The sequence below is a fragment of the Nitrospira sp. Nam74 genome (assembly GCF_965152615.1).
In genome coordinates, this window is the sequence record NZ_OZ224220.1 from 3,338,618 (window position 1) to 3,351,837 (window position 13,220).

General features: G+C 53.7%; 8 protein-coding genes. 5 read left to right on the forward strand and 3 right to left on the reverse strand.

Annotation, left to right across the window (positions count from 1 at the left end; all coding sequences use genetic code 11):
- Positions 1–128: 128 nt before the first annotated feature.
- From ACWHYZ_RS15555 to pepA, 5 genes are all read left to right on the forward strand, one after another.
- A complete protein-coding gene (locus ACWHYZ_RS15555) occupies positions 129–3,710 on the forward strand; it encodes a PilZ domain-containing protein (protein WP_447983590.1) in 3,582 nt (1,193 codons plus the stop codon).
- A 239-nt stretch (positions 3,711–3,949) separates the two neighbouring features.
- Positions 3,950–5,473 carry an ATP-binding protein gene (locus tag ACWHYZ_RS15560; protein WP_447983591.1) on the forward strand — a complete coding sequence of 508 codons (1,524 nt, stop codon included), beginning with the start codon at positions 3,950–3,952 and terminating at the stop codon, positions 5,471–5,473.
- Positions 5,445–6,866, forward strand: a complete 1,422-nt coding sequence (locus tag ACWHYZ_RS15565; RefSeq protein ID WP_447983592.1) for a sigma-54-dependent transcriptional regulator — start codon at positions 5,445–5,447, stop codon at positions 6,864–6,866. The genes ACWHYZ_RS15560 and ACWHYZ_RS15565 overlap by 29 nt, the downstream gene beginning before the upstream one ends.
- 112 nt (positions 6,867–6,978) lie before the next feature.
- Positions 6,979–8,094, forward strand: a complete 1,116-nt coding sequence (locus tag ACWHYZ_RS15570) for an HD domain-containing phosphohydrolase (RefSeq protein ID WP_447983593.1) — start codon at positions 6,979–6,981, stop codon at positions 8,092–8,094.
- A gap of 384 nt (positions 8,095–8,478) precedes the next feature.
- Entirely contained in the window at positions 8,479–9,279 is an 801-nt protein-coding gene (gene pepA / locus ACWHYZ_RS15575) for a flocculation-associated PEP-CTERM protein PepA (RefSeq protein ID WP_447983594.1), read from the forward strand.
- A 50-nt stretch (positions 9,280–9,329) separates the two neighbouring features.
- Here pepA and ACWHYZ_RS15580 read toward each other — a convergent pair whose 3' ends face one another.
- The 3 genes from ACWHYZ_RS15580 to ACWHYZ_RS15590 all read right to left on the reverse strand — a co-directional run bounded on the left by ACWHYZ_RS15580 (position 9,330) and on the right by ACWHYZ_RS15590 (position 13,079).
- A complete protein-coding gene (locus ACWHYZ_RS15580; RefSeq protein WP_447983595.1) occupies positions 9,330–10,445 on the reverse strand; it encodes a hypothetical protein in 1,116 nt (371 codons plus the stop codon).
- A 562-nt stretch (positions 10,446–11,007) separates the two neighbouring features.
- Positions 11,008–11,901 carry a ThiF family adenylyltransferase gene (locus ACWHYZ_RS15585; protein ID WP_447983596.1) on the reverse strand — a complete coding sequence of 298 codons (894 nt, stop codon included), beginning with the start codon at positions 11,899–11,901 and terminating at the stop codon, positions 11,008–11,010.
- A gap of 35 nt (positions 11,902–11,936) precedes the next feature.
- Positions 11,937–13,079, reverse strand: coding sequence for a GNAT family N-acetyltransferase (locus ACWHYZ_RS15590; RefSeq protein ID WP_447983597.1), 1,143 nt, complete (start codon positions 13,077–13,079; stop codon positions 11,937–11,939).
- Between the last annotated feature and the right edge of the window lie 141 nt (positions 13,080–13,220).

Sequence of the window (13,220 nt, forward strand, 5' to 3'; positions counted from 1 at the left end):
CATCTCAATCCCCCGGCTACGGAACTGTCCCTTTGACAGTGCTCTGCCGGTTTGCACGATCCATTCTTATGTCTCCTTCCGGGTAATGACTCAACCTTCTGCTCAGGTGACGTGCCGGGATGGTGCCGATGTCCGGTGATGCCATCACGGTTCTGCTTGCGAGCGAACAGGCTGAAGACGTCAAAGTCATCACAAAAAGCCTACGTTCATTTTATCCAGGCTGTCGCGTAGAGGTTGTCTACTCATCTGAAGAAGCGTTGGAATGGGCCTCGAAACAGGATTGGCATATTGTTATCCTTGATGAGGCAATTCTTACCCCTCACATTTTCGACACGCTTCAGGAGATGCGACGGCGAGCCGCACGATCGGCCCTGATCGTGGCTGCTGGCCGCCAGGATACCATAGTCGCACTCGACCTCATCCGACAAGGTGCCGACTATGCGTTGTTCAAAAACACACCGGCTTTTTTAACCGAATTGCCTCTCGTCACCCGTGAGGTACTCGAGAAACGCGACATACGTGCACGTCTCGATCTTTCGCAAGATCGTTATCTGCGCCTGATCGATACCGTCACCGACATGGCTTATGAGTTGGACGCGGAAGGTCGCTTCCTGTACGTGAGCCATGAGGTGCGGTCTCTGCTGCATTACGATCCTCAAGCGTTAATCGGGCTCCACTACTCCACGCTCATTCCACCCGAGGATCTGACATTAGCGGATCGGCGCTTTAACGAACGTCGCTCGAAAAGCCGAGCCACGCGCCGATTCAAACTTCGACTGCTGGATAAGGATCCCGGCCTCGCGCCCGTCATGGTTGAGATTAACGCCACGGCGTTGTACGATCGACATCGGCAATTTATAGGAACGGTAGGTATCGTCAGCCCCACAGCCGGCCAGCAATATCTGCAGGCGCTTCAGCGGCTGACCGACCTTCCTTCCTCGCTGACTCACATTCTCGCCAATGTGGAGCAGTTGCTTCAGACCGTTCGAGGTCTGTGTGAGCAAGCCGGCCCCTCTGCTCTCCCGCTTCCCACTCGCGCTTCACTTTACGAAACCGCTGCGGGAGAGGTCGTTGCAGGGCCACCAACAGAGCCCTCTGAGCAACCTGCGCACGGCACTCGAGAAGTCTCGCCACCGTTTGAAGAACGGCGACGATCGTCCCGCATTGTCATCGATATGGATGCGCGCGTGGCGTCCAACGGCACGAGTTGGGAAGGCACAGCCCTCAATATTAGCCTCGGTGGAATTTTCATCCTCGTAAAGGGCGAGGTCCGGGCAAGGGAAGCTCAAGTGACGCGGCTCGGTTTCGCAAGCGACGTTGGTGTGTTGGAGATTGCCGCGACCATACGAGATATTCGCGCGATGCCAGGTAAATCATCTGCCTCTAAGAGGCCGGTGAGCGGTCTGGCGATTCAGTTTTCATCGCTCAAAGAGGTGGAGGCAAGAATTCTCCATTCACTGATAGAAGGTCTTCGCGCCGGATCGATCTCGATAAGGTGTACGGTCTTACTCATTCGACACCCGCCCGATTCAGAAGACACTCCAAATCCCAAGATTGAGGGAACGGCTGAGCCAGCAGACATCAGCGGCGACCAGCCTACCGACCGGCGCCAGGCGACTCGTGTGAATCTAGCGCTTCCAGTGCAGGTTGAAGTTTCGCCTTCTACTGCTTCGACTCCGAGCGACACTTCGATCACGAATCTGAGTGTCGGGGGGGCCTGTCTTCGACTTGAATCTTCACTCGATATTGTTGGTCAACAGCTGACCGTACGTTTTTCAACTCCGGCTGAGGCTTCTCCTCAGTCGGCCATGCCCACTGAAACGACTGAATATCGCTTGACCGGTGAAGTCATGTGGGCCACTCCTGCTCCCGGCGCTGCACGTCGAGTCGATTCTTCCGGCCGGAATCCTCTCCGCGTAGGCGTTCGCTTTCTTCACGAACCAAAGATTCAGCCCGGCTTAACTGCACTAGTCGGCCGGTATTTGATCGCGGACCGCATACCGCGTTCGGACAACAATCCGGCCATAGCCACGGAGTTCCTTGAATGCACGAACGAGCACGGACAGCGCATCGCCATCTCCTATGATGCCCTGCCCGAACATCTTCCGAACACTGCTCCCGTCATCGTTATAGCGCCCGGATACGGACGAACGAAACGAGAGTACATTGAACTCGCGTATTATTTAGCCTCGAACGGCTGTCGGGTCCTGCGTTACGACCACGGTCGCCACGTAGGAGAAAGCCATGGCGGGATGGTACTGACGAGGCTGACCGGCATGCAGGATGACCTCCATGCCGTCCTTGATTACGCCGTTCATCGGTGGCCGACAAGTCCCATTGCACTCATTGCAAGTGATGTGACTGCACGGGTCGCGATTAAAACCGCGAGGAGCCGCGCTTTCATGAAGTTGCTCGTCTTGCTGGCTCCGGTCGTAGACTTACAATATACGCTGATGGCGGTCCATCAGGAGGATCTCATCTCCGCATCGTTACAAGGTGTGAAGCGGGGCATCAGTAACATCCTGGGATTCAATGTCGATGCCGATGCATGGTTGAGTGATGCCATCGATGGAGGCTATGCCGACTTCGACTCGACCCTGGAGGATTTGGCGACCCTTCGAATGCCGGTGCTTGTCTTTTCATCTGAACAAGACCTCTGGATTCGTCCGAACTCATTGCCTCGGATAAAAGCGACATTGGCCGACACGCGCCTTTACTGGCATGCCATACCAGAAGCGCGCCATGGCGTCGTTGATCAGCCCAATCAGGCCCGGCGTCTCTTTCGAGAAATGGTCGCACAGTGCCGTATCCTGCTATCTGCCGTGCCTCCTGGGGAACTGAAAGAGCCTTCGAGGCACAACATTGGTCATCAGGGTCAATTGGAGCTTGAACGGGCACGCGGACACCATCAGATGGATCAAGCGACCGCTATACAGTTCTGGCACGATTACCTGGACCGATCGCACTCTCTGGTCAATTTCTCAGAATATTGGCATTTATTGGATCACATTCACCGCCTTCTGGGACCGATTCGCAACAATGCTCGTGTGCTGGATGCAGGCTGCGGCAATGGGAATTTCGGCATGTTCCTTTTAATAGCCGGATCGTTCCGTTCAGGACAGCTCTTTGGTGAAGAGACCCGGCTCCATTATATTGGTATGGATCTCGTCCCAAGCGGTCTCCGGCAAGCCAAGACGAACCTCATTCGCGTGGCGGCTGAGTTACGAGGCAAATTTGCATCGGCCGTGCGCCCTCAGTCCATCATGAAGGCCAGCTTGGCGTGTATGGACCTCAATGCGCCCCTTCCTTTTCATGATGCACACTTTGATCATATTGTGTGCAATCTGGTGCTCGGATACCTCCGTGATCCATTGTTTACTCTTCGCGAACTTGTTCGTGTTCTTGTTCCAGGGGGGAAACTGATACTCACCCATTTCAAACCCCAAGCCGACTTGACTCAGATTTATCGTAAATTTGTGGGGCTGGCTAAGCGGGATAGTGAACGGCAACAAGCAACAGAAGCCGCCGAAGCTTCCGGCACAATCACTCAATATCCGTGTGAAGGTGCGTTTCGTTTCTTTGATCGTCAGGAACTGGCGATGCTCTTGATGTCCAGCGGAGCCTCCCAACCTCGGATTTATTCAACCTTCAGCAATCAAGCCTATCTGGCTCTCGCTGAGAAATCGCCCTTTATTACTCCCTCTGAATAGTCCCTCGTCTCAGCATTTGTCGGCTTCTCTCCGCGCCAATCAGCCCTACTCTGCGGTTTGGCGCTATGTTATAGGAAACCTATGATGCCGAGTCCTCGGCAGGCGCGGTTCGCCATCGAAGATTTTATCACTATGTGATGTGCCGGCTTCAGATACGGCGTGAACCCCTTGTTATATATATGTTCTATTTCTGACGACAGCGGCTATACTTAAGTGACGCAGTTCCCACTTAAGGTAAGGTGCGTGTGCTCCTCGCGACTGACAGATCGTTCAATCTGAGGTCCCTGATAACCAAAGCCCTAGCCCTTTTCCTCGTATTGTTGTTTTATATCGTGATGCTCCTGGTCATCCAGGGGTTCACTGGAACGCTGGACTATCAGTTTGCAGCAATCCTCCTTGCCAGCAGCATGATTTTCGCCGGTTTATTGGCAACGGTACAAAAGCACATGGAGGCGATGGTGCGGAAGGCCTTGTTCAATGAAAAGCACGAGGCATATGAAACGCTGACCGAATTTAGCCATGCGATGGCATCCATCTTAGACCTTCCCGCTCTGACCGAGACTATTCTAACCACCTTGAAAAGAGTGCTAAACATTCAGGCCGTCTCCATCTTTCTCCTGGAGAATGAGAAGGATGTCTATACGCTATCCTCGCCAGCCGGTGCCGGCATCGAGGCGTTAGCGTCGATACGGCTTTCAGCCGCAGATGAATTTCCTCACTATCTGCGATGCTCCCGAGCGGCCTTGGTTCGATCCCAACTCAGCGAGTCGGCCAGCGTGAGCCCGTCGATTCTTCACATGCTCGACGCCATGGAATGTGAAGTCTGCCTTCCACTGACCAATAAAGATCGCCTGATCGGCTTTATTAACCTCGGACCTCGTGCCGATGCTCGGCCGTACTCGCAACACGAGCTGCATCTGCTGACCACCTTGGCTCAAAATGCTGCCGTTGCTGTCGATAACGCCATGTTATATACGGACCTCAAACGATCGCAAACTTTGATGCGCCGCACCGACCGCCTTCGGTCATTGGAGACCATAGCCGGCGGCTTTGCGCATGAAATCAGAAATCCATTGACTTCCATCAAGACGTTCGTGCAACTCGCTCCGGGTCGAAGGCACGATGCCGAATTCATCGAACGATTCAGCGAAGTCGTGATTGAAGATGTCTATCGCATTGAACGATTGATTCACGAAATTCTTGATTATGCCCGCTACCGGGAACCGAAGTTTGTCGAGGAAAATCTGAATGACATCATTGCCTCCTGTCTCTATTTCATCGAAGTGAAAGCCCACAGTAAGGTCATCACCATCGAAAAACATTTGGCGCCGGACTTGCCCCCCGTCATGTTGGATCGCCAGCAAATCAAACAAGTCCTCCTCAACTTATTCCTGAATAGCATGGATGCCATGAACGATCGGGGTGGGCACTTATCGGTCACAACGCATCGCTTGCATAAATCCGACGGGACATGGATTCAAATTGAAATCATGGATACCGGCATAGGCATCTCCGCGAGCAACTTAGAGCATATTTTCGACCCCTTCTATACCACCAAGCATGAAAGCGTCGAACGGGAAGGAACCGGCCTGGGACTTACCATTGTCCACCAGATCATCCAAGAACACCACGGCTACATCGAAGTGGAAAGTACGGTTGGCGCGGGCACCACGTTCTATATCAATCTGAGGACACAGCCACTAGGGATCGACTTGCCAAAGGAAGCCAAGGAACATGAAAAAACGAGTACTGCTCATCGATGATGAAATCGGCATCCGGACCTCGCTAAAGATGGTTCTGGAACCGACCTATGAAGTTCTAGCCGCCGGTGATGGGGAAGAAGGTCTCGCTCTGTTTCGGAGCAGCTCCCCTGACTTGATTCTTCTCGACATTCTGCTCCCGGGTGTCGACGGGTTAGCCGTATTAAAAACCATACGATCCGAAGATCCTCGCATTGCGGTCATTATGCTCACTGCAAGCACCACGGTGAAAACCGCCGTGGACGCAATGAAAATGGGCGCCGCAGACTACATCACCAAGCCATTTGAGGTCGAAGAGTTACGCCTCAATGTGGCGAAAACGCTGGAACATAGCGAGTTGAAACGCGAGGTGACATATCTACGGGCCCAAGTGGTCAATCGCTATGGGTTCCACAACCTGGTCGGCAAAAGCCCCGGCATGCGCGAAATCTACTCAAAAATTGAACAGGTCGCAGACACGCGCACGACCGTTCTCATTACCGGAGAAAGCGGAACCGGGAAAGAATTGGTCGCCCGTGCTCTTCACTATAACAGCGGCAGGCGCGATCGCCCGTTCATTGCTATTAATTGTGCCGCCTTGCCGGAAACGTTGATTGAAAGCGAATTGTTCGGGCATGAGAAGGGATCTTTTACCGATGCTCAAGCGCGCAAGCCCGGCCAATTTGAATTAGCCCATGGGGGCAGTCTCTTTCTCGACGAAATCGGGGACCTCAGTTTGCCGACACAAGCCAAACTTCTTCGGGTCGTGCAGGAGCGTGAATTTACGCGCATTGGAGGCACGCATCCAATCAAAGTCGACGTTCGAATTATGGCCGCGACGAATAAAAACCTGGAAGATCTGCTACGCCGAAAGGAATTCCGAGAGGACCTCTATTATCGAATCAATGTCGTCTCCCTGTATTTACCGCCGCTTCGTGAACGGCGCGAGGATATACCCTATCTGGCCAAGCACTTCTTGTCTCAGCGTCGCCAGGAAGACAAGCGCTCCCGCCAAGAATTTTCGAAAGAAAGCCTGGAAGTATTGTCCAAATACAATTGGCCCGGCAACGTTCGTGAGCTCGAGAACGTCATCGAACAAGCGATTGTGTGGTCAGGTGATGCCACAATCCTCCCCGAGCATCTTCCCATCGGTCTGCGTACCGATATCCATGCGGATGTTTTGCGAGGGGAGACCCTCTCCGGTCGCTTGTCGCTCGACAAAGCCGTCATGGAATTTGAACGAGAGATTATCTTGGACGCGCTTCGTAAAACTGATTACGTGCAGACACATGCGTCAGCACTATTAGGCATCAGTCGCAGGATGCTGAAGTACCGGATGGATATGTTAAGCATCAGGAGAGAGGACCCGACAACCAACAATGATTACCCCACGGAACGAGCCGATCTGGTGCACTAAGGGTCGGCTTCACCGCAAGACATGGATTTGGTCCTACGCAGAAAAGAGAGGAATTGCTTGACAAACTCCACCTTCAATAGTACACCTTAATGCAGTACGTACTTTTATCCATATGATTCCTCCCGGCTCAAAACGCACTATTCTGATCGTTGAGGATGAAGTGGGGCCTCGGAATGCACTGCAGATCATTCTTCGCCCCTTTTATAATCTCCACACTGCCGACAACGGCCATACGGCCCTCCGAATCCTCCAAGAACATACAATCGACCTCATCACGCTCGACGTCAAGCTTCCGGACCAAAGCGGTTTAGAGGTGCTCCAACAAGTTAAAGCTCGATATCATGAAGTCGAGGCTGTTATCATCACCGGATATGGAAGCCTGCGATCCGCGATGGACGCCACACGATTTGGAGCTGCCGCCTACCTTTTAAAACCCTTCAATGTCACCGAGCTATTGGCCATTATCGAGCAAACGCTAGCGAAGAAGCAGCGGCTGGAAAATTTACGACACTGGCTAAGCATGAGTCGGGGGCGGTGGGGGTCGGAAGCCGAAAGTGCCGCCGCATGGACACAAGTCACCGAGCAATACCAGGAACTTTGCCCTAAAACAAAGCATGAGTCACCCACAGTGGGCTATTCGGAGTTCGCGCCTCTGCTCTCCGATCTTCTAGAATCTTACAGCCGCCCACTCTTTAATCACGCCAATCGCACAAGTTTTTATGCCAGTCTGATCGGCAAACACTTACCTCTCACCGAAGTGGAATGCAAAGCACTTGCTCTAGGAGCATTCCTGCATGACATCGGCCGACTCGCGTTTGAAAAATCGCCTCATCGCGGACAATTACAGCAACGTGACGTGTATAAACACCATCCAGAGATAGGCGCTCGGATGATCCTTCCTCTCAGGCTTCCTGCCGACGTGGCGCAAATCATCCTTTACCATCATGAACGGTACGACGGGTCAGGCCATCCCTATGGACTGCAAGGGGAAGGGATTCCCCTCCTCGCGCGCATTGTTGCGATTGCCGAAACCTTCGACCATCTGACCGCCGAGCATGAGGCTCGGCCTGCCATGTCAGTAGAGGACGCCGTCTCACACATTCAAGGTGAGGCATCGGCGCATTTCGATCCTGTACTAACCAAACTCCTTGGCCGCGTCGCCGCTGAGTGCGCGCCTTCGCTCCCAGAATTAGCCGCTTCTTCCAGGCAAGTCATGCCCAATCGTTAAACAATCGGAGTTTGCCCCACCGCTTCCGCTGCTCTCGTCTCCTTCATTGCACTCAGGATCACACCTATAGATCTCTATGTTCGGGCTCTATTGAGGGATCAGCCGTCTGACGAAATATTTGACAGCTTTTCCTTGGCAAATTTCCATCCGCCATCGCTTCAAAACGGGCTAACGACTGGATCTCAAAGCATTCCTTGGTGTTGCACTGATTCCTTCCATGATCGTAGCCGCAAGATCAGCTGACACTTTCCTGCCATGGTGAGGCGATCAGCACCGCATAGTTACCTATTCTCATATACTTATAACACTGGCATGCCGCATGCTTTTCGTATGAGAGAGACGATGGCGCATCATGGTCGATGAATTACACAAGGAGGTTCAATAATGTTGAGAGCACTCTTACGAGGAAGCCTGCTGACGGGAGGATTCGCCCTGTCCGTCATGAGCGCAGTGGCTTCAGCGGACACGTTTACCGTGAACCCGGGGGCGATAGGAGTTACCGGGCCGACCGTGCAGGCCAACTTCGCCGACTTTAGCTATGTGGCTTTGGTCAATCAGACGGCGACCAATGGCACGGGCACTTTTAATGAGCAGGGGGCCGGGTTTTTTAGCTCCTACCGCTTTCCGACCCTGTCGGATGTGGTGCCGAACTCAGGGATTAACACGAACTATAAGCTCTATGCCGTTTTCACTGGAGACGGAACGGTCGCGCCCACAACCGGCATACCAGGAGGCATCACCGCCACGTTCAACAACTTTTCACTAAGACTGTTCGTGGATCCCAATCTCAATAGCACCATTACGGCCTCACCGGTCGGCACTGTTGGAGGCACAGTAAGTGTTAGCGGGACAGCTGACGATATTCTCGTCGGTCAATCGTCCGGTTTCATTGCCGGTCAAGCGCACGCGTTTCCGGGGTTGGCAAACGGAGACTTTGCCGTTCAAGTCCGACTGTCACCCGTCGGTGGATTCCTAAGCGGACCATTCGTATTGAACCTTTCTATTGCCGATTTTAACGGCGTGAATACGTCATTGCAGGGCTTCAGCCAGAATAGTTTCACGTCCGGTCGGATCGACGGGTCTGGAAATCTCAGCCTCGCCGCAATACCCGAACCTTCGACACTCTTGTTGCTGGGCTCGGGGATGGCTGCACTGGGATGGTTCCGTAGAAAGGTACAAGACTAGCTGCCTTGAAAGCCCTTCTCTCCCTAATCGGCGGGAAGGGCTTTTTCTATTCAATCAAGAAATCTATCCATGGGGAGTCGCACCGACTGGCCCCTCATTGGCCATCCCCATCCCAACCGAAAGAGCATCGCACCCATCCCTGCAGGAATAAGACTTTCAATCCGACTTCTCAACCGGCGTAAGAGATCATCGTGCGCCGGAAGAAAGTTGTTCAGACCTTCGCTGCAATAACGCTGATCGAGATAGAGCGCCACCGGCATCGGATGCGTCTGAAGACCGAGCTCTTGAGCTTTGATCCACAAACGTTGGACTTGCTCACCTGCTCTCACCCAATTTGCAGAACCGGTGTGGCCTGTCATGACTAGCACAAGAGCCCCGCTGAATCGAGCAAGAAAGCCAGACTGACGAGCGAGAAGAGACACCAACCCCCAGCGAGAAAGTCGTTGCATTCGAGGCCAGGGGCGCAGCCCGCGTAGGAGCGCGCCACCAAGCGGTCCCACCCCCAAGCGATCGATTTCAAGCCCCATTCTAACATCTTGCGCCATCTGTCGATTGATGAGGAGTTTGGAGAAGAGCTCTTCGTGAATCGCCGGATGCGAATACCGTATCCGATCCCCGATCTCGATGACTTCAGCCCATCGGGAAATGGCAGGACGCTCAGAAACCATTTGGACCATCACGCCATCAACCGGCTCTTCTAACAATTGAGCACGTAAGGAAGGAGCAATCGCGACAGGGAGAAACGGTCGCCGGTTGACGGTTCTCTGAAATAAGGCCGCTACTGGCGCCTGGGACATGCGCATAGCCTCATTGCGTAAGAAGGTCAGCGTGGCGTAGTTCTGCCCGTGGTCCTCAGCGGCATATGCCAACTCAGTGACGAACCCCTCACTTGCCGCCTGCACCCGCATGTTTTCAATTGATGCGCCGATCGAGAGTGCTGTCGCGCGATGTTCGAAATCAAAGAAGCTTTTGGCCCGCTTGAAATCGGCGGAGACGCTCACCACACGTTCAGCCTCAAAATGAAAACGCCATGGCTGGCAATTATCCCCGGAAGGGGCTCGTATTGCTGCGGCCAGGATTCGACGCTGAAAGTCTGTCAGGCCATGGCAGGACGTGAGACGCGAGCGTTCCGTGACATCATGTAATTCATTCGCCGGCTTACTCATATGGCCATCCGCTGTCGAACTTTAGTTACCAATATCCTCGTCAATTAGGCAGGCAAGTTCTTCACACGTGCGCCCCTTCAATAGTTGATCCCTGGATGGTCTTGATGGTGAGTTACACGCCCTACACTGACTAAGGGGAAATGTTGACGCCATCGAGGGTGCCCGTTTGCTTTCGGCCGGTTTATAACCATTCGCGGTGAGACACTCTGTTATGGTCGTGATACACCAAAAAGGAAGTGACGCAAGTATGAAAATGACGTGAGCCCGCCTTGCAGGGGTGCTGGCTAGATCGCCTTGCCGGCCCTTGCTGATTGCATTAGAATGAGTCAAGCGAAATGTGTTTGACCGCCAACTTGACTGACCCCTTGGAGGTTTAACTCGCCATGGACCCATGGAAGGCAGGTCCTTCTCCTACAATCGAATTCAATTCATGAGCCGCCAAGCCGTCATCCGACGCGGTTCCAGTGAGACACCGTTCCACTGGGCATCCTGAGGCGGAGGCAATGGTGATATTCGTGTCCGGATGAAGAAACAGCCGCAGATGGCACATTCGTCTTCCTCTTCAGGATGTCCCTGCAAGAGGGGGACGGGTCGCTCCCGCCTTGAGCAGTAACCGCTTCAGATACCAACGCCTGAACCGCTGCCGAAGTTGACGATTCCCACGACGCAACCTGCCTTCGACATATCGATGCCGATATGGATCAAACTGACAATAATGTGGAACAACATGTGGGGCCGCTCTATCAAGTAGAATACGAAGACTTTCGGTTCCGATGAGCGTACTCGCGAGCTGGCACGCGATAATTGAAGACGGACCGGTTTCCGCCTGAAAATCGACTCGAGTCAGGTCAAGATAAGGCAAATGAAGTCCGCGCGGCGCTAAGCCCACGGCAAAAGCAATGAGTTGGTCGAGCCGCGCCATGCCGTCATGCAGGTCAAAATATTCATCGAAACTCATGCCGGTCGGCGAAACGATATGGAGGGTTGCGCCAAACCCTAATGGGGCAGCGGTGAGCGCGTAGAGGCCCGCCTCGCGAGCCGCTTGAAAGAGAATCCGCCGCGCTTCAATTGCGAAAAAATCGATACCGTCCAGCACCAGATTCGTTCCACTGACGAACTCACGGCAATTATCTTTTGTCAGTCCGGTCGGGAAGCATGTGACCTTCACGTCCGGATTGATCTGTTTGACAATGTCCGCCATCACATCGATCTTGGGCTGTTTCAGTGTGCCGACGGTCGCCCCATACTGACGATTAAAGTTTGCCACCTCATAGCGATCCAAATCCGCGAGATGAAAAGCTCCGACTCCCTGCCTGGCCAATGTGACAAGGTGTACGCCCCCCACGCCTCCCATCCCGGCGATCGCCACACAGGTTCGGCGAAGATGCTCCTGTTCGTCAGCCGTAATGAGGCCGAGATTGCGCGAAAAGGCGGTACGATAATTCCAACCGTCCATTACACGGTTCTCATCCAGCGCCGCGCTTCCTTGGGTCACGGGCTGGACGGTCCAGGAGGAAAGTCGGTGGTGGGACATAACCGGGACACGACGATTCGTGCAATGTTTCGGAATACTTTGGCCGCCACTTTGGGGGCGCTGATGACCAGCCGATCCATGGCTCGAGCGTTTAATACCAACAGCGTCGAATGATCGGCTGCTACAACAGAGGCATAACGGATCTCTTCCGTAAGGAACCGGATTTCTCCGAACACATCCCCGGCAGTGAGCGTCTTGCTGACATGGATTTCATCGTCCGGCGAATGTCGAATTCTCCCGCTCACTTGAAAACGACCGTCAAGAATTAAAAAAATGTCCCGGCCCGGATCTCCAGCCCGCAGCACGGCATCTCCCGCACGGCAGGTCACATAATGGCCTAACGATGCGAGCATCGTCACATCTTCCAAGGTCAATCCATCGAGCATGTTTGACGGGCCTGAGACGCCCCCTTGAAGCAATCGCTCCAACATCAGCTCTCTGGAACGCGCCGCCTTATTCCCCGTCTGGACAAGCGGATGAACCGCGTCCGGAAACTGTCTCAGCAAGAGGTTGCGCCCCTGAACAGAGGAGGCGTAGTTTTTGGCAATGGGGACAAAGGGAGATTTCACCTGTTCGAGATGCTCCAGGTCATCCACCACAAGCACCAACGGGACGACATAGGTATACTGTGCATGATTGAAGCCCGGGCGGTACGCTCGAAATCCAAGCCGCGAATACAACGGCAAGAGACGGGTGTGGCAATCGATAAAATTGAAGTGAACCTCTTCCTCACGCAAAAACTGATAGATCGCACAGGTCAGTTGTTTGAGCAAATGGCTCCCGCGATGTTCAGGATGGAGTGCGAGACGGGATGTCATCGCGATATGCATAGGGTACGAAGGATTGAAGCGCTCAAGATCGAAATGCTCTTCGCATTCCAGGGGACCATCGCGACGCATAATGACGCGTGCGCATGCCACAACCGAGTCCTGCTGCATCGCATAGAAGTGATAGGCCTGGTCATCCCATGCATCCCGCAGTCGCTGAGCATGCGCGTCGGCTTCGTGATGCCGGTCGGCCCCATTCATTTCTTCAATGTAGACTTGGTAACGTAAACGATAGATGGCTTCCCGCTCCTCCTCGGTGATCGCTCTCCGCACGGTCACATCGGCAGTGCGAGAGCAGATCGGAGCACGGTCTGCAGGCCGAGCAGAACTGCTCCGCCGATGCAGGCTAGTTAGGGTTTTAACCGAAGTATTTTGACCTATTTTAGCGGCTGAAGATTGAAGGGATGATTGAAG

Coding starts and splice junctions, on each gene's coding strand:
- ACWHYZ_RS15585 (WP_447983596.1), bottom strand. CDS start 11,901: ATGGACGGTTGGAATTATCGTACCGCCTTTTCGCGCAATCTCGGCCTC.
- ACWHYZ_RS15565 (WP_447983592.1), top strand. CDS start 5,445: ATGAAAAAACGAGTACTGCTCATCGATGATGAAATCGGCATCCGGACC.
- ACWHYZ_RS15580 (WP_447983595.1), bottom strand. CDS start 10,445: ATGAGTAAGCCGGCGAATGAATTACATGATGTCACGGAACGCTCGCGT.
- ACWHYZ_RS15555 (WP_447983590.1), top strand. CDS start 129: ATGTCCGGTGATGCCATCACGGTTCTGCTTGCGAGCGAACAGGCTGAA.
- pepA (WP_447983594.1), top strand. CDS start 8,479: ATGTTGAGAGCACTCTTACGAGGAAGCCTGCTGACGGGAGGATTCGCC.
- ACWHYZ_RS15570 (WP_447983593.1), top strand. CDS start 6,979: ATGATTCCTCCCGGCTCAAAACGCACTATTCTGATCGTTGAGGATGAA.